The organism is Endozoicomonas euniceicola (genome assembly GCF_025562755.1).
Taxonomy (GTDB): domain Bacteria; phylum Pseudomonadota; class Gammaproteobacteria; order Pseudomonadales; family Endozoicomonadaceae; genus Endozoicomonas_A; species Endozoicomonas_A euniceicola.
On the sequence record NZ_CP103300.1, the window covers coordinates 5,454,360 to 5,471,996 of the forward strand.

Here is a 17,637-nt window from a genome sequence, read left to right on the forward strand (position 1 = left end):
GTATGATCTTTGTACGTACAGAGTATTTTTCAAACAACATGCCTTTAATTACATTTGCAGGCCGCACCTACCAAGCCAGTTCACAAAGGCCATTGCTGGAAACGTTACTGTCACACGGACTGCCTGTCCCCTATTCATGCCGGTCAGGTTACTGTCACTCCTGCCTGATGAAGGTCGAAAAGGGGAACGTCCCGGCCTGTAGTCAGCAATCGCTGAACATCGAGAAAATCCAGCAGGGTTATTTTCTGGCCTGCCAGTGCCGACCCGAACAGGATATGGAAATATCTCTGGCAAAAAGAGATAAAATCCCGGCCATTATCACTGGCAAAACCAGGCTAACTCCCACTCTTGTTGCTCTGGATATTGCCCCGCGACATTCATTTGAATATCAGCCAGGGCAGCTGATTACGCTCTGGGCAACGGATGTCCCATTGCTATTCAAGCAGGGATCAGGCCATTCAAACAGCAGCAATGAACTGGCCCGCCCCTGTTATCTTGCGTCGCTGGCAGAACAGGACAAACAGTTAACCGTCCATATCCAGCGCAGAGTAAACAGTCAGTTCAGCCAATGGGCTCATGATTGTACACAAATTGGTCAAAAAATCAGTATTAGCGATGTGCGAGGGACAAAAATTTATCAAAATCTTTCATCAAACAACTTGATTGTCGTACAGGATGGTTGTCTCGCTCCCGTTTTGCCCTTGTTGCGTAAACTCTGCGCTTCTTCTGCAACCGCCGGAAAATCTATACAGCTGGTTCTTCAGGTTGACCATAAAGATAACCTTTATGGTATGACCCTGGTTAACAGATTCGCACAGCAATGCCCTGATTTTAATGTCCGGGTTTGTTGTGGTTTACAGGGAAAGAAACAACTTGAGCAAATACTGAAGACATCAGGGTCACTCCCAGAATCATCCGATAGCCGCTTGATAATTTCCGGCTATCAGGATTTTATAAGAAAATACACACAGCAGGTACAGATGAACATTCAGCTACTGCCTTATTCCTGATAACCTGCTTTTAACCCGTATAGGAAATGAAGTATGAGCATGCTCGAACACATTCAAAACAAGCTATCGTCTTCTTTGTCGCTGGAACATATTGAAGTCATTAACGAGAGCCATTTGCACAACACGCCACCCGGCTCGGAGTCCCACTTCAAAGCTATTCTGGTGAGCAGCGAGTTCTGTCGGAAGATGCCGGTCAAGCGACACCAGATGGTCTATTGCCTGTTAACTGACGAAATGCAGAACAGCATTCACGCCCTGGCTCTGCATACCTATACGCCGGAAGAGTGGGCGTCACTTCAGCAACAGGTACCCGCCACGCCCGATTGTCGTGGAGGAAGCAAGCACTGAATAAAAAAGCCCGAAGTCTTCAGTCTTTGTTCTGGCGACTGACCGAGGTGTGCAAACCGCACTCCCTGTGTCCCAGTACTTTGGTTGGGTCGTAATAGTCTTCCTCAATGGGCAGGTTGTGTTCAACCAGATACTCCTCAACATCCAGTTCTGCCCAGTTCAAAATTGGAGCAACCCTCAGGTAACCGTCCTGAGTTTCCGACGCCACCTCCAGCCCTTGCCGAAAAGCGGTCTGATCTTTACGAATAGCGGTCAGCCAGATGTCCGGAGCTTCGGACGCCATGGCTCTGGCAAACGGCTCCAGCTTAACCTGACGAGTGAACTCATCGTGTTCGGGCGTATCCACTTCCGGCACGCCGCCCATCACAGCACTGCGATAAGCACGACTGAACTCAGGATGATAGATGCGGATATTCAAATCCAGCTGGTTAATCAGTTGACTGGCAAAACGATAGGTGGCATCAGTACCGTAACCTGAATCAATCCATACCACGGGTATATCAGGCTTGATCCGGGTCACCATGTGCAAAATAGCAGCCTCATGTGGGCCAAAGTTAGTGGTCAGTACAGGGGCTTTGGCTCCGGCCAGTACTGAGGCAATGATGTCCTGGGGAGATAGTGTCGTCAGATCCCTGTTGATCGCATCCAGATTCATTTTTATTCCTGTTTTCTACTTTTGAGCAATGCAGTGTGCGGTTTGAGCTATTGGTAGACTATAGGAAAAGCAGGCTGGACAGAATCATTGCCGGGAAGATGGCAAGATTGATTTTGACCATGCTTATAACCGATATAGCTTCTTAACCAAGGGGTATTGGCAGTCACTATTCGTAAGGCAATCTGAAGGAACGGATGCCATACTGTGGGCTGAATCCACAGGAGAATAAAGGCATGAAATACCATCATCTTGGTATTCCTACCCAAGAAAAGCTAAAGGATGAGAAACATTTGCCCCACCTGAAGATGTATGTCAGTGGTTTTGGGCGCAACCCTTACGGGGTGGAATGGATACGCTTTGAAGAAGATGCCGATTATCCCGAGCTGGTGAAAACCGTACCTCATGTCTGTTTTGAGGTAGACGATTTGCAGGCAGCCATTAAGGGTAAGCATGTCATCATTGAGCCAAACAGCCCCAGTCCCGGGGTGTGGGTCGCTTTTATTGAAGATAACGGTGCGCCGGTAGAATTTTTGCAGGTAGACCGGACGATTGCAGAGGCAGGAATATAAAGTCTGCGAGAATTTCACTGGGCGAGAAAACAGACAATACCTGAACCGATGTTTGATTAGTGATCTGTATGAAGGGCTTGGGCAACAAAAAAATCAGGGCTTCTCAATACGATCAGCCCCGAAAGTGGTTTCTGACGAAAGGTCACTGGATCAGGTTTACTCAGGCACTTTGTAGTTGTACTTTCTCCCGTGCAGTATCCAGCCCTAAGCGCTTATCAACTTCATGCTGACTGGCCATGATGCTGTGATAGTTTTCAGAAAGATACTGTATAGTTTTCGTTGCCGCAGCAACGAAGACAGGAACAATCAACATAACAATCAGCACCGGGAATGACTTAAGAATGTTCAGGTCGGCACGGATCAGCAGGAAAATAATTGGCAGGGCTGTCAACAGCAAGCACCAGAACAGACGGAACATCGGTGACACATTGGCCTGGGCATCCAGTTTTTTAGTGGCAATACCGGCCAGAGAGAAAGAAGTGCCGTCCAGGGTCGTCACGGTGAACAGAATCATGGTCACCAGGTAGACTGCTGTCAGAACCATAGGCATCGGGCTTTCACCAAATATCTGTCGTACCAGTTCTGTTGGCTGGCCCGATTCGATCAGGCTTACACCATCAATGATACCACTGTTGATCAGATCCATAGAGTAAGTACCCAGCACACCAAAAATCAGGGCGCTGCCAAGGGTGCCACCAATGACCAGAATCATAACGACATCACGCAGTTTCTGTCCCTCAATAATCTTGGTGATAAATACGCCTACACCCGGAGAGTAAGAAATCCAGTTTGCCAGAAAGAAAACTGTCCAGTACTGAGGGAACAAGCTTGTACCATAAGGGTCGGTATTGGTACTCATGCGAATGTATTCAGTCAGCATGATACCAACCGCGTTGGTCGTATTGTTCATGATCAGGGCGGTTGGCCCAATAATGAAAATCATTCCGACAAACCCGGCGCAGATGTAAATGGTGGCACTGGACAGACGTGCCATGCCCTTTTCAATGCCAATATAAGAACTCAGGGAGAAGATAACCGACAGTCCCAGAATTACCCCAATACCCAGCATCAGGCTGTCCGGAACACCGGTCAGGCTGGCGATATTGGCAGAAATCATTGGAATCCCCAGTCCCAGTGTCAGGGCTGTTGCAGCCAATGTGGTAATAATGAACAGCAGGTCAATAAACTTCTGCGCCCAGAGTGGCAGGCGATCATTGTACAGGCTGTTGATCACTCCGCTCAGGCTCATGCGCTGACTTTTCTTCAGATAGAACACCACGGCAAAAGGCACGGCAACAATCAGGTACAGAAACCAGCCGGCTGCTCCCCAGTGGAATATGTTATACGCGCTGGCGTACTCCATGATCATGGGTTTATCAATAATCCCGAACTGTGGATCCAGGAAATAATACACGCTTTCGATGAAGCCCCAGTACATAGTACTGGCTCCCATACCGGCAGACAGCGCCATGGCAAACAGCTGAAATTTACTGAACTTCGGCTTACTGTCACCCATGCGGATTTTGCCGTACTTCGAAAAGGCGATATACAGCAAAACCGCCGTAGCAAATACGGTATACCATAGAAACACCGACCCAAGGTTAATAACGATGAAGTTGAACAGGATGCTCATGGTATCTTTTACCATTTCCGGGTAAAGGACTGCCAGCACACCCAGCAGCAGCACCGCGAAGAAACTGCTGAATGTTAATTTCAAGTCTATTTCAGTTCCGTCAAGTTTCATTTCGCATTCCCCTTATTCGAACACGTAGGAAAGAATGGAAGCTTCCTTCACGGCTTCCCAGTCCATCTGGATACCGAGCCCCGGACATTCAGGCGCGTGAACAAAGCCATCAGGGTCAGTACGAATAACGTTCTTTGCTCCGTACTCAAAGTTTTCGTAGGGATAAGCCTGTTCGAAATATTTGCCGTTGTTATGGGCCAGAGCCACATGCAGGTTGGCTGCCTGGGTAATGGTGTAACCCCAGCTCTGTATTTCCAGTGGCTTGCCGTGGGCTTCAGCCAGGGCAAAGCATTTTATCAGTGCGGTAATACCGCCACAAACAGTGGCATCCTGTCGTATATCAGACCACATGTCGTTAGCCAGGGCGTGAGCAACTTCCGGCAAAGTCAGCAGGCAGTTACCGTGGCTGGAAATCTGGACATTTGTTTCACGAACCAGACGCTGGTAGGACTTATAGTCATAGTCAGATACCGGTGCCTCGAACCATGCCCAGCCAAACTCTTCCAGCAATTTGGCCATTTTCAGGGCTTCGCCCTGGTTGTAATACATGGCGGTGTCAAGCATAAATTCCACATTCTGTTTGTGGTAGCGAGCCTGAATGGCTTTTACCAGCTCGTAATCTTTTTCAAAGATACAGGCGCAGTGCAGTTTAATCGCCTTGAAACCATGCTTGATGCAGCCGTCAATAAATGAGAAGTATTCTTCAAAGGTGTCAAACATCGGGGTGGAGGCATAGGACAGCATCTTGCTGCGACAGCCGCCCAACATTTGATAAAGAGGCATATCGGCCTTGCGCCCCTTAATATCCCAGCAGGCAATGTCAAAAGGTGATTTAGCCACCAGTCCGCTCCAGGTGCAGCGGCTGGCCAGCCAGGTATTTATTTCACCGGTATTCAGGGCATTTTTACCAATAATTCCCGGCGCAATATTGCGCATGGCCTCGACAATGCTCTTGTCAAAATCATTTTCGGTGTAGCTGATGGTTGCCCCGACACCTTCCAGCCCATCGTCACACAGAATGCGGATAATGTTATTGGTGTATAAAAGCGGTTCCTGGTCAGCTGCCCAGGGTAGAGTATCGGCGTTGCGATCTGCCACCGCGTACATTTCTACACGTTTGATAATGCTTTGTTTCATTGTTACTCCCGTTCCTCAAATGAGGTTTACAGCTTCCTTCCCCCAGAACCTGCAAACGTTTAATCAGTTGTTAGTTTTGGCTTTCGTTGTTATTCATCTGAATTCGAACTTCTTCACCACTCAGCTCTCGCAGACTGCGATTGTTTTTTATGGAGAGAGCGACTGCCTGGCCTGCGGCATGCCCGTACTCAAAGGTCTGGGCCGTTACCCGGGCAGAAGCCAGAGCTTCGTGTTCCGCAGACAGGCAGCGACCCGCAACAATGATGTTTTCTCCATACTTTGGGAGCAGGGTGTTGTAAGGTACGTCATACCAGTCTTCCAACAGCCAGTGCAGTTTTGGTTTGGTGCCGGAATGTAATTCGATTGGCCATGGGCTGCGGCAAATGCCATCAGGACGTTTGCGGCAATTAACCACGTCGTCATTGCTCAGTTTCTCTACGCCCTCGATAGAGCGGGTCTGGCGAATACCGACTTCAACGCCAGTATCCACGACATAGCTTTGCTCACAGCCCGGCACAAAATTCTTCAGGAAACGGGCGTATTCACGAACCTGCCGACGTCCGAAAATTTCAGATTCCGTAAAATCCACCGGGTCAATGGCATTCAGCACTCGACCATCCTGAGCAGTCAGACGAGTCGCATTAACCATCAGCTCACCGGGGCGGGAAGTAGGGAAAATCCAAATTTTGTGACGGGGCAGGCTGTATTGACCGGATGCATTCAGTTCCAGAATTTTTTCGGTCACTTTAGTGGGGCAGATGGTGTCTTCACCGTAGTAGTTCAGGTAAGTCTTCATGTCCACACCGCCAATACGGAAGAACATGGTCGGGTTCTGGATGACGCCGTTATCACCGAAGAAGTATTCACCACCAGCTCTGGCGACAACAGCCGCATCGCCACTGGCATCGATAATACGTTTTGCTTTAATTAGAGCCTGGCCGGCATTGGACTCTACGACCACGCCAGTATATGTGTCACCTTCCATAACCACGCCGGTCACTGCGGTGTGATACAGCACCTCAACACCGGCTTCCATAAGAAACTCATCAGCGACTTCCCGCCAGACCAGTGGATCATGAGTGACGGTGAACGTTTTACCATAACGCTGAGGGTCCGTGAGACCGCCGCGCTGATACAGAGCCTGTCGAAACTCTTCCGTAAAACCAAAGACCACTTGCTCTGGTGGCTTGCTTTTATCGTCACTGGCCAGGTACATGCCACAGATAGTTCCGGACATCCCGGCAACAGCAGCGCCGCCGCAAAAGCCGTATTTTTCAATCAGCAGGGTATTCAGACCCTTTCTGCCACAGGTGGTAGCTGCGGCAACACCGGCAGACCCCCCGCCCACTACGAGAACATCTACTTCGCAGAGCAATGGGTGTGCTTTCTGGTCTCCGCAATAGGTATTAATCAATTTCCAGTTATTCATTCTGCTCTAGCGACCCGTCAAAGTTTGTGATATATCAATTATAGACCAATGATATTTCTCTAAAATTTTAAAGCAGTGACGCAGATCAAGAAACGCACAGAAGAAGGCAAAATACGGTTAATGCTTAATCAGGCAGATTTATGACAGGTGTATTATGCCTGTCCCATGCTCTTCACCTGAAATATGGGGTAGAGCAGACAACCGAGAAAGGACGATGGTAGAGAAAGAACTTTCACAGACAGACAGCGCATATGTTCAGCTGGAATCCATGATTATTTTCGAGCAGCTGGAGTCAGGTGCCATGTACTCCGAAAAGCAACTGGCAGACATGCTCGACATGGGACGTACACCCATCAGGGAAGCGTTACAGAAGTTGGCATGGGAACAAATGGTTAATATCTATCCACGTCGTGGCATCCAGATTCCTACCCTCACAGTAGAGAAACAGTTAAAACTATTGGAAGTTCGTCGCCCTATTGAGGCTCTTTGTGCCGGACTGGCAGCAGAAAAGGCTACCCGGGAACAAAAAAAACAGATGCGGGAACTGGCAGAGGGAATTGTGGAGTGTGCTCACGACCAGAATGATCAGGCATTTTTCCATCATTTGAGGCAGGTACACAATGAGCTGGTGGCAGCATCCCGCAATGATTATATCCGTCAGGCAATGCGCCCTCTGCAGGGATTGTCGCGCCGCTTCTGGTTTTTGTATAAAGAAAAAGACACAGAACATCCTGCATTACTTCATGCTGAAGTGATGAAAGCTGTCGCCAGAGGCGATAAAGTCAGTGCAGTACAGGCTGCCAATGACGTAATTGATTACCTCCATGCCTTTACCCTGAAACAAATCAGCTATTGAGGATAACGGTGCGCCGATAGAATTTTTGCAGGTAGACCGGACGACTGCAGGGGCAGGAATATAAAAAGCTGTCAGGATTTCAGGGTATTGCGATGTCCGTCAGAGCGCCAGGCCGGAGAGATCACGTTTGGCATATCTGAGCGGTTAAGCAGAGGCGCTTTGCACAGGGCAAATTCACCAAAGCGATGATTAACGGCGTCCAGCGTTGCCAGCAATTTGTCTTTACGGGCATGATCCTCACTGAACAGTTCGCCCTGACGATCTTTCGGCTGAGGGTCCAGCGCACCAATATGTACCTGACGCGCTCCCCGTCCATCCCAGTAAACCTCCAGAAAAAAATCTGCCAGAGCCATGATCAGGTCGCCATCGGCGGTTGGGTGCAGGCTTTGCAGTTTGCGGTGAATCCAGCCACGGCGGGTGTTGACGCCAATGGCAAAGGTTTGTGCCTGCAGCTCATAGCGGCGCAGGCGTGCCGCTACCTTTTCTGCCATATGCAACAGGTAAGTACGCAATACCGCTTTATCTGTGGTGTTGGGTGGAATGACTTTGCCGTGTCCGATGGATTGAGGTGCTTTTATCTCTTTATGGATCGGGTCCGGGTCCATACCCTGGGCCATCAGCCAGATGCGCCGCCCCGGATTGCCAAAGCGTTGTGCCAGTACACTGATGGGGATCTGTTTCATATCACCGCATCGGTGTACCCCGTACTGAGCGAGAAAGCGGCCAATACCTGAACCAATGCCACACAGTTCTGTAACGGGAACCGGTGCCAGTCGTTTCTGTGCTGTTTCTGGCAGAACCACCGTCAGTCCATCTGGTTTCTGCTGTTTGGCCGCCCATTTTGCCGTGGTTTTATCACCACTGATACCCACCGAGCATGTCAGGCCGGAGGCATTAAATACACAGGTTTTAATACGTTCTCCCAATTCTTCAACCGTACAGTCGTACACTTGCTGGCAACTGGTGATATCAAGGAAGGCTTCGTCCACGGAAAAAATTTCCAGCTCCGGGGTAATGTTTTCCAGTGCTGACATGATGCTGGATGACACCTGGCCATATCGTTCCGGACGTGACGGAGCCTGTATTAAGTCCGGTGCCAGCGTGCGGGCTTCCCGCAGGCGCATACCGGTTTTGATGCCTACAGCCCGGGCTTCATAAGATGAGGTGATTATGCAGGTTCCGGTACGTCCGTTAGTCACACACACGGGGCGGTGCCGCCAGTCGGGGTGGTCCAACTGTTCAATAGAAGCGAAGAAAGCATTCATATCGATCAGGGCGATCATTCTGGACCATGGTTTCTTTTTTATAGTAATGCTGTTCATACATACAGTATTTTGTATTTAGGCATTGAAGGCAAGCCAATGGCGATTGAAATTTTCAATAGCCCATAAAGCCTTCCCGGTCAGGCTCCTGGACGTCAATGCTCGTTGCAATAGCTATAGTCAATGGTCGGTTATAGCTTGAGCAGGTGTGCACGAATAATGAAATCAGCTGTTAAATGGTGGTTGCTGGTCCTTGTCACGATTAACTCTGTAGCGCTGAGCGCTGATGAGTTAAGTGCTGAAGATGAAAAGGTTTTGGACGTTTTGAACAGGGAGCGAGTAGGCGCTGGCATTAAACCCGCTTATCAATTTAACGCTGCCCTGAAAGAAGCTTCACGCAGGCACTGCCTTTACTGGTCTGAACATTATGATCTGCAGAGGGAGGAGCTGAAGGCAGGTGAAATTAGCTGGCATGATGAGCGGTACATAGAAGGTTCTGCCTACTACATAGGCAATATGCGAGAACGGGCGAAAAAGCAGGGATATATTTCCAGTGTTGCTGAGAATATTCAGTTAGGTCGTGAGAGCTGGGCTGGAGCCATAAGTAGCTTAATGAGTTCAATAGGGCATAGATTGAACTTTCTGGAGCCAGCACTTAATGATATTGGGTTTTATGGCTGCCGTGTTAAGTCAGTTTTTCCCGATGAGGAAAAAAGGCTTTATGTCTTTATGATGGGCAATGACTATCAGCGCGTATTCGATGAGCAGAGACGGCAACGTTGTGCAAAAGAAGCGTCGAGGTATTGTCCTTCGGGTATGACGAGTTGCATGCTGACTCCTTGTGGCAATGACCTGGGAGTCATGGAGTCGTTTGTCAAAGATGACGCAGACAGGCTGGTTCAGCAGCAAAAAAGTGGTGTTGTGAAGTATCCGTTTCATGGCGCTGTGGTTGAGCCGCAGGGCTCGAATTATGGTGCTTATGATGATAGCCCCGGCCCGTTAAGGGGGCAGATGATCAGTGTTGAACTACTTCCTGAGACACAAGAGCAGATTTTCAACCTGTCGGTGGAATTGGTTGATGTTAGTTCAGGTGAAATCGTACCAATAAAACCGGTGAGTAAAGATTTGTTTGTAAACCAGCCAGGTCTGAATGCCTGGTTACCGCAACGGCCCCTGAACTGGGGTGGTCAATACCGGATAGCGATGAAATATCACGACGCCAGCCGTGGATTGCAGACTGAGGAATCTGTATTTAACGTCCGCAAGCCAGAAGGGCAAATAATAAGAATTTCAAGCCTTCAGCAGACATTGTCCGTCAAAAAGGGAGAGGAGAAACTGCTTGCTATTGACTGGAAACTGACTCCGTTGGAGGCGGTCCGTAACATTAAAATTACTTACTGGGGCGAATCAGCCAACTATAAGATTGAAATGCTGGAGGATAATCTGATCAAAATTCAGTCCTACATTGACACGCTGGTTATAGAAGCTGCTGTTAACAACCTGAAGATCAACATTAATGCCACGGAATAGACTGTATGGAGGCTTGTCAGCCACTGTGTAATCCGACGACGGGCTGCGGATCATAAAGACTGACAGTTTCACTGTCATCGTTTACAATGCCGCCATGCCATTCTGTAGTGATGCTGGTGTAAGTAAGTCTATTTGCAGAGTGTCGTAAAGAATGTCTCGAACTGAATTATAAGAACGGTCCTGTTCTTTGGAATGACGGGCCACGAACAAAGATAAGTTTGGAGAGTGTAAATGGCCGTAGAACGCACTTTGTCGATTATTAAGCCAGATGCTGTTGCCAAAAATGTAATCGGTAAAATTTACAAGCGCTTTGAAAAAGCAGGTCTGAATATCGTTGGCTCACGAATGGTTCATTTGAGTCAGGAGAAAGCAGAAGGCTTTTATGCAGAACATAAAGAACGGCCATTTTTTCCTGATCTGGTGGCCTTTATGACATCTGGTCCGGTCGTGGTGTCTGTCCTGGAGGGAGACAATGCTATTGTCCTGCACAGGGAACTGATGGGAGCCACCAATCCGGCAGAAGCAGCGCCCGGAACCATTCGTGCGGATTTTGCTCAAACCATTGACGAAAACGCCGTACACGGTTCTGACTCTCCAATATCAGCAGCTCGGGAGATCGCTTATTTCTTTGATGAAGCGGATGTCTGTCCGCGAACGAGATGATAGTACGATTGCCGGGTATTCATGCCCGGTAATTTTGAGGTGTAGAAATGTCAGAAACAGTCGGTCAGTCCGTCTCTGAAGAGAATGAAATGGCTAAAACCAACCTGCTGGGTCTGTCCCGCAGTAAGATGGAAGCCTTTTTTGTCAGCATTGGTGAAAAGAAATTCCGCGCTCAACAGGTGCTGAAGTGGATTCACCATGAACGTGTTGACTGCTTCGACGACATGACCAATGTCAGCAAGGCTCTGCGCGAGCGACTGAAACAGGTCGCTGAAATTCGCGGGCCTGAAATCGTCAGCAGCCACTTTTCCGAAGACGGTACTTGCAAATGGGTCGTGAGAGTAACCAGTGGCAGCTGTGTTGAAACCGTTTATATTCCTGAAGGGGATCGTGGCACCCTGTGTGTTTCCTCTCAGGCAGGCTGCTCCCTTGACTGCAGCTTCTGTTCTACCGGCAAGCAGGGTTTTAACTCAGATCTGACGGTGGCTGAAATCATTGGTCAGGTGTGGGTGGCAGCCCGTCATTTTGGCAATGTACCCGCCAAAATAGATCGCCGTATTACCAATGTGGTGATGATGGGGATGGGTGAGCCGTTGATGAACTTCGACAACGTCGTGGACGCCATGAACCTGATGATGGATGATTTTGGTTATGGCCTGTCCAAGCGTCGGGTCACCCTGAGTACTTCCGGTGTCGTGCCTATGCTGCGCAAGCTGGGCGAGGTGACGGATGTTTCACTGGCGGTATCCCTGCATGCGCCGAATGACGAGTTGCGTAATGTGCTGGTTCCCATCAACAAAAAGTATCCGCTGGCTGAGTTGATGGACGCTATTGATTTTTACATGAACTCTCTGCCCGACAATCGTCGTGTAGTAACCATCGAATACACTCTGCTGGCAGGTGTAAATGATCAGCCGGAACATGCAGAGCAACTGATTCAACTGCTTAAAGATGTGCCATGCAAGCTGAATCTGATACCCTTTAACCCATTCCCCCATTCCGGTTATGAGCGACCCAGCAATAATGCCGTTCGCCGTTTTCAGGAGAAAATGCAGACTGCGGGTTTCAATACAACCGTGCGCAAAACCCGGGGGGATGATATCGATGCTGCCTGTGGTCAGCTGGTGGGGCAGGTCAATGACCGTACCCGCCGGAGCCAGCGTTATATCGAAGCCAGGCAGCTGGAAGCCTGATAAGCCTTTGCAGAGCGATGCGCCTCTTGAATAGTGCGTGTTGCCCTGACTGGCAGTACTAATAATCTGGGGAGTGACATGACTGCAAAACGGAAGCTTTGTTCAGCTTTCATGTTCGCATTGCTGAGTGTGATATTGTCGGGATGCGTGTCCACAGACGGTCGGCCGCCGGATGAAAATCAGGCAGTCCGAAGTTATATCGATCTGGCCAGGGGGTATGTGCAACAGGGTTATACCGAAAATGCCATCAAACCTCTGAGCCGGGCTTTGGAGCTTCGACCCGGCTCGCCGGATGTGCATGCTATGTTTGCCCTGGTGTATCAGCTGCAAGGTGAAGACAAGTTGGCTGAACAGTCGTTTCGCAAAGCGCTTTCTCTCAGTTCCGGTTCGGCAGAAATACATAACAACTATGGTGCATTTCTTTTCAGCCAAAACCGTTTGAGCGAAGCTTACCGTCAGTTTACACTGGCTGGAGACGATGTTCGCTATCCTCAGCGCAGTCGCGTTTTTGAGAATATGGGGTTGGTGGCGCTGCAACAGGGGCGGCGCGGTCTGGCCCGGCAAAATTTTGAAAAATCCCTGAAACTGAATGCCAATTTGCCCAGATCCCGGCTGGAGCTCGCCTCTCTGCTGTATGAGCAGGGGGAGCACCCTCTGGCCTGGGAGCATTATCAGACATTTGTCACACTGTCGTCGCAGAATGAGCGTAGCCTGCAGCTGGGCATCAGGCTGGCCAGAGCCAACGGCGACAACAACGCGGCAGCCCGTTATGCTAATGAGCTGCAGCGTTATTATTCCAACCCAAAGGCGGGGCGGGATACCCGGAGTCGAAGCAGTTATGACTACTGACTTATCAGAAACAAAGATTGATACAAAAAGTGAAAGCCTCTTGGATGAACCCGCAAATGTCGATGTCCGTTCGACACACGACCAGGAAAGAGAAGAAGGCTTAGAATCCCCGGGGGAGCGATTACAACGATTCCGTGAGCATAAAGGGCTGACAACCGAAGCGGTGGGGGAGGCTCTTAAAATTCCTGCGTCGTATGTTGATGCCATTGAATGCAGTGCGTTTGATAAATTGCCGGGGCTGATGTTTGCCCGTGGCTACCTCCGAAGCTATGCCCGCCTGGTTGACCTTGATCCGGATGATATTATTCACCGGTTTGATCTGTTCACCGGGGACAGTGGTAAAGAGACCCCCAGGTTATCGGAAGGGAAAGATGTAGAGATTCGCCGCCAGGTTTCTCCTGTCGTGAGTATTGGCGGTGCGGTCAGCATTATTTCTATTCTGCTGGTGGTGGCTTTCAGCTATTACAACTGGGGTGGTGGGCGTGAAGCCGATGCGGCAGTGGTTGCTGAAGTCTCGGAGCCCTCAGCGATACCAGAGCCCTCAGCGACACATGAGCCCTCAGCGACACATGAGCCTTTAACGCCTGAACTGACTGTTGCTGATTCGTCGCCTTTGATGACAGAGGCAGTGCCAGAACAGGCTGTGGATTCCGTTCAGCCTGATGAAGAGCCGATTGCTCCGGCGGTGTCTGACAACGCCCCTGAGGATGCACTGAATAATGAGGCTGCTCAGACAACAGAGCAGGAAGTGTCGGGTATTGCTCCCGTTGAGTCGGCACTGCCGGATGAGACGCACCTGGTGATTCGCTTTATTGAGGATTGCTGGATTCAGGTTCGTGATATGGCGGGCAAAAGCCTTTATACCGATGTGCAAAAAGCAGGCTCCACTCTGGATCTGGAAGTTCCTGATACCATTCAGGTGCGCTTTGGCAACGTAGCCGGTGTTCAGTCTGCCACCTTTCATGGCGAACCGGTAGAGGTGAAGGCCACTGAACCGGGTCGCAATGTGGTGAGCCTGGTGCTTGGCTCTGAAGATGCCGGTTAATCTGTATTTTGACTGTTATCATTAAGCCGGAACCGTTATAGTTGCTCCTTTTGCCCGGCCAGCTCGGTCTGGTCGGCACAGTTGAGGATTTAGAGGGCGTCAGAAGTTGGCAAAGCAACTGAAAGCTATTCGTGGCATGAACGATCTCCTGCCAGATCAGAGTCCGGCATGGCAATATCTTGAAGGTAAATTCCGGCAGCTGATGGCTAGCTACGGCTACAGCGAGATGCGTATGCCTATTGTCGAGCCCAGTGGCTTGTTCAGCCGTGGTATCGGTGCCGGTACCGACATTGTTGAAAAAGAGATGTACACCTTTGCTGACCGCAATGGTGAAAGCCTGTCAATGCGCCCGGAAGCCACCGCAGGCTGTGTACGCGCAGCGATTCAGCATGGCCTGCTGTATAACCAGGTTCAGCGTCTGTGGACGTCCGGCCCCATGTTCCGTTATGAGCGTCCGCAGAAAGGTCGTTACCGCCAGTTCTACCAGTTCAGTGTGGAAAGCTTTGGTATGGCCGGTGCGGACATTGATGCCGAGCTGATTCTTCTCACAGCCCGTTTCTGGAAAGAGCTGGGACTGACTGAGCATGTTCGCCTGGAGCTGAACACGCTGGGTACGCTGGAGGCTCGTCAGAACTATCGTTCAGCCCTGGTTGAGTACCTGACCCAATACGAGTCTGAGCTGGATGAAGACAGTCAGCGTCGTCTGAGTATCAACCCGATGCGTATTCTCGACAGTAAAGATGAACGTACTCAGGAAATCGTTAAAGGTGCGCCTGTTTTGCAGGATTACCTGGATGATGAGTCTCGTGAGCATTTTGAGACACTGAAGTGTATTCTTGATGCGGCAGGCGTTCACTATGTGGTAAATCCAACCCTGGTGCGAGGTCTGGATTACTACAGTCGAACCGTGTTTGAATGGATTACAGACAGCCTGGGTGCCCAGGGAACCGTGTGTGGCGGTGGCCGTTACGATGCTCTGGTGGAGCTGTTGGGCGGTAAGCCGACCCCTGCTGTTGGTTTCGCCATGGGACAGGAACGGCTGGTTCTGTTGCTGGAAACCCTGAATCTGATTCCGGATAGCGTGAACAAGACTATCGATGTTGCCGTCGTCACCCGTGGTGAGGGTGTGAGTGGGCGTGCCATGCCGGTGCTGGAAAGCATTCGCAACCGTTTGCCGGATCTTCGCATGCAGGTAAATTGCGGTGGTGGTTTCAAAGGACAGATGAAGCGCGCCTACAACAGCGGTGCGGAGTTTGCCCTCATTATTGGTGAAGACGAGCTGGCAGCCGGTACAGTCACCATTAAGCCTCTGACCGGTGATGAGCCTCAGCAGACAATGGACGTTAATGCAGTGATCGGGTACCTGCAGGCAAAGTAACCCTGATGCCTGTATCTGCGACTGTCAGATGCAGGTGGCTGAGATGATTAAAAAAGGTTTCTCAGGAGTAAGAGTGTGAACCGTACTGACGAAGAAGAAGTTGAGCTGCTTAAGCGCGTCTGGAATGAATATGGCAAGCCAGCCGTTTACGGTGTAGTGATTACCATGGCGGTTATTTTTGGCTACAAGGCTTATCAGAAGAATCAGCATGAAACCGCCTCTGCGGCTTCTGCCCTGTATCAGAATCTGCTGGAAACCACTCAGGCAGCTCAGATGGCTGAAACCCTGTCAAAAGAGCAGAAAGCCACGATGACCCATGTGGTCAGCAATCTGCAGGACGACTACAGTGGTACCCGCTATGCTGCGTTCGCCACCATGATTCAGGCTCAGCAGCAAGTGCTGGAGAATGACCTTGCCTCTGCCCGCGCTTCTCTGGAGTGGGTGCTGGATAACAAGCCTGAAGCGGAAGTGGAGCAGGTGGCTCGCGCTCGTCTGGCCCGGGTTATTCTGGGGCAGGGTGATGAACATGCGCAGGCGGCGCTGGATGTTCTGGCTGCTGGCAAGGCGGATGAGGCATTTATTGCAACCGTTGAAGGTGTGCGTGGAGACGCCTATGCAGCACTGGGTCAGCTGGACAAGGCGCGCGACGCCTACCAGAAAGCGCTGGACGCTGCCCGTGAACACGGAGAGTCCCTGCCTGTTCTGCAATTTAAACTGGACGATCTGGCAGCTAACGTACAAGAGGGCTAATGCATGGAAAGGTTTTTCAGATCGCTACTGGTTGTCACCCTGTCACTGGGTGTGACGGCCTGTGGTATGTTCTCCAAGGATGAAGAAGAGGTTCGCACCCCTAAACCCCTGACCAGTTTTGAAGCCAGTGTTGAAATGAAACAGGTCTGGTCTCAAAGCATTGGTGAAGGTGTTCAGGGCGGTTATGAGCGGCTGAAACCTTCTGTTTTTGGTGATGTCATCTATTCTGCCGGGGCTGAAGGTACTGTTTCAGCGCTGGAGGCTGAGACCGGTAAACGGCTCTGGAGTCGCAAGCTGGGTGTTCAGGTAGGTGGTGGCATTAATGCCATGCAGGGCATGTTGCTGCTGGGTACCCTGGATGGTCGGGTGCTGGCTCTGAACGCTGAAGATGGTAGCGATCTCTGGGAAACCCGTGTTAGCAGTGAAGTGATTTCTGTCCCTCAGGTGAGTGGCGATACGGTGGTTGTGCAAACTATTGACGATACCGTTACGGCTATTAACGCAGAAAATGGCAAAATCATCTGGTCGCAGGAGAATCTGCAGCCAGCTCTGACGCTTCGTGGCTCCAGCTCTCCACGTATTGAAAAAGGTGCTGTTTTTGCCGGTTTCCACAGTGGTGAAGCCAGGGCTTATCGCATTGAAGACGGTACGCCATTGTGGGTCAGCAAAGTGGCTTTGCCGAAAGGCTCCTCGGAGCTGGAACGTATGGTTGATATTAACTCGTCACCACTGATTGTGGGGGATAACGTGTTTATGGTCAGCTATCAGGGCAATGCTGCCGCACTGGATATGTACAGTGGCCGGGTGCGCTGGAATCGTGAAATTTCCAGTTACAAGTCCATGTCTTCCGGGTTTGGTTCCCTGTATCTGACGGATCAGGACAGTTATGTCAGTTCCATTGATCAGCGTACCGGTGCGGTTGGCTGGCGTCAGGATCAGCTGGAATATCGTCAGGTCAGTGCGCCGACTGCTTATAGCAGCTATGTGGCGGTAGGTGATCTGGATGGTTATGTGCATCTGCTGTCCCAGGTTGATGGCAGTGTGGCGGGTCGCTATAAAGTAGGGACAGCCATTAAGGCGCAGCCGGTAGCCGCTGGTGACCTGCTGTTTGTGCTGGATGCCAAAGGCAAGCTGTACGCACTGGATAGAAAATAATACTTAGCCAGAACCCTGTCGGTTCTGGTCGTTGGTCTTTCATCGGGCTGAATCCTGAAAAGGT

At 50.4% G+C, this 17,637-nt stretch carries 17 protein-coding genes; 12 read left to right on the forward strand and 5 right to left on the reverse strand.

The genetic code is table 11. The features are described from left to right. Positions 1–38: 38 nt before the first annotated feature. Together NX720_RS22155 and NX720_RS22160 are read left to right on the forward strand one after the other, a co-directional pair. A complete protein-coding gene (locus tag NX720_RS22155; RefSeq protein ID WP_262597578.1) occupies positions 39–1,010 on the forward strand; it encodes a 2Fe-2S iron-sulfur cluster-binding protein in 972 nt (323 codons plus the stop codon). Positions 1,011–1,043: 33 nt separating this feature from the next. Beyond that, positions 1,044–1,358, forward strand: coding sequence for a BolA/IbaG family iron-sulfur metabolism protein (locus tag NX720_RS22160; protein ID WP_262597579.1), 315 nt, complete (start codon positions 1,044–1,046; stop codon positions 1,356–1,358). A gap of 19 nt (positions 1,359–1,377) precedes the next feature. Here NX720_RS22160 and NX720_RS22165 read toward each other — a convergent pair whose 3' ends face one another. Further along, a complete protein-coding gene (locus NX720_RS22165; protein WP_262597580.1) occupies positions 1,378–2,013 on the reverse strand; it encodes a phosphoadenosine phosphosulfate reductase domain-containing protein in 636 nt (211 codons plus the stop codon). Positions 2,014–2,246: 233 nt separating this feature from the next. Between NX720_RS22165 and NX720_RS22170 the strand changes: the two genes are divergently transcribed. Further along, a complete protein-coding gene (locus NX720_RS22170) occupies positions 2,247–2,582 on the forward strand; it encodes a VOC family protein (RefSeq protein ID WP_262597581.1) in 336 nt (111 codons plus the stop codon). Between the two features lie 160 nt (positions 2,583–2,742). On the opposite strand, the gene NX720_RS22175 is transcribed toward NX720_RS22170, so the two are convergent. The 3 genes from NX720_RS22175 to NX720_RS22185 all read right to left on the reverse strand — a co-directional run bounded on the left by NX720_RS22175 (position 2,743) and on the right by NX720_RS22185 (position 6,892). Beyond that, on the reverse strand, positions 2,743–4,326 hold the full coding sequence (locus NX720_RS22175) for a BCCT family transporter (protein ID WP_262597582.1): 1,584 nt from the start codon (positions 4,324–4,326) through the stop codon (positions 2,743–2,745). A gap of 12 nt (positions 4,327–4,338) precedes the next feature. Beyond that, positions 4,339–5,463, reverse strand: coding sequence for a mandelate racemase/muconate lactonizing enzyme family protein (locus NX720_RS22180; RefSeq protein ID WP_262597583.1), 1,125 nt, complete (start codon positions 5,461–5,463; stop codon positions 4,339–4,341). A gap of 70 nt (positions 5,464–5,533) precedes the next feature. Next, positions 5,534–6,892: an FAD-dependent oxidoreductase gene (locus tag NX720_RS22185; RefSeq protein WP_262597585.1), complete on the reverse strand. Its 1,359-nt coding sequence runs from the start codon at positions 6,890–6,892 to the stop codon at positions 5,534–5,536. Positions 6,893–7,106: 214 nt separating this feature from the next. Here NX720_RS22185 and NX720_RS22190 point away from each other — a divergent pair, with 214 nt between their 5' ends. Continuing rightward, positions 7,107–7,748: a GntR family transcriptional regulator gene (locus tag NX720_RS22190; protein WP_262597587.1), complete on the forward strand. Its 642-nt coding sequence runs from the start codon at positions 7,107–7,109 to the stop codon at positions 7,746–7,748. A gap of 71 nt (positions 7,749–7,819) precedes the next feature. Here NX720_RS22190 and NX720_RS22195 read toward each other — a convergent pair whose 3' ends face one another. After that, entirely contained in the window at positions 7,820–9,070 is a 1,251-nt protein-coding gene (locus tag NX720_RS22195; RefSeq protein WP_262597589.1) for a DNA polymerase Y family protein, read from the reverse strand. Between the two features lie 159 nt (positions 9,071–9,229). Between NX720_RS22195 and NX720_RS22200 the strand changes: the two genes are divergently transcribed. From NX720_RS22200 to bamB, 8 genes are all read left to right on the forward strand, one after another. Next, complete coding sequence (locus tag NX720_RS22200; protein ID WP_262597590.1) at positions 9,230–10,540, forward strand: CAP domain-containing protein; 1,311 nt, start codon at positions 9,230–9,232, stop codon at positions 10,538–10,540. A gap of 231 nt (positions 10,541–10,771) precedes the next feature. Beyond that, positions 10,772–11,203, forward strand: a complete 432-nt coding sequence (gene ndk / locus NX720_RS22205; protein WP_262597592.1) for a nucleoside-diphosphate kinase — start codon at positions 10,772–10,774, stop codon at positions 11,201–11,203. Between the two features lie 47 nt (positions 11,204–11,250). Further along, positions 11,251–12,396: a 23S rRNA (adenine(2503)-C(2))-methyltransferase RlmN gene (rlmN, locus tag NX720_RS22210; protein WP_262597593.1), complete on the forward strand. Its 1,146-nt coding sequence runs from the start codon at positions 11,251–11,253 to the stop codon at positions 12,394–12,396. Positions 12,397–12,507: 111 nt separating this feature from the next. After that, positions 12,508–13,245 carry a type IV pilus biogenesis/stability protein PilW gene (pilW, locus tag NX720_RS22215; protein ID WP_262597595.1) on the forward strand — a complete coding sequence of 246 codons (738 nt, stop codon included), beginning with the start codon at positions 12,508–12,510 and terminating at the stop codon, positions 13,243–13,245. Then, positions 13,235–14,290 (forward strand): RodZ domain-containing protein, encoded by a 1,056-nt coding sequence (locus NX720_RS22220; protein WP_262597596.1) that lies wholly within the window; start codon positions 13,235–13,237, stop codon positions 14,288–14,290. The genes pilW and NX720_RS22220 overlap by 11 nt, the downstream gene beginning before the upstream one ends. 136 nt (positions 14,291–14,426) lie before the next feature. Next, on the forward strand, positions 14,427–15,668 hold the full coding sequence (gene hisS, locus NX720_RS22225) for a histidine--tRNA ligase (protein ID WP_262597598.1): 1,242 nt from the start codon (positions 14,427–14,429) through the stop codon (positions 15,666–15,668). A gap of 75 nt (positions 15,669–15,743) precedes the next feature. Next, complete coding sequence (locus NX720_RS22230) at positions 15,744–16,418, forward strand: YfgM family protein (RefSeq protein ID WP_262597600.1); 675 nt, start codon at positions 15,744–15,746, stop codon at positions 16,416–16,418. Positions 16,419–16,421: 3 nt separating this feature from the next. Then, positions 16,422–17,573, forward strand: coding sequence for an outer membrane protein assembly factor BamB (gene bamB / locus NX720_RS22235; RefSeq protein WP_262597601.1), 1,152 nt, complete (start codon positions 16,422–16,424; stop codon positions 17,571–17,573). The last annotated feature ends 64 nt before the right edge of the window (positions 17,574–17,637 follow it).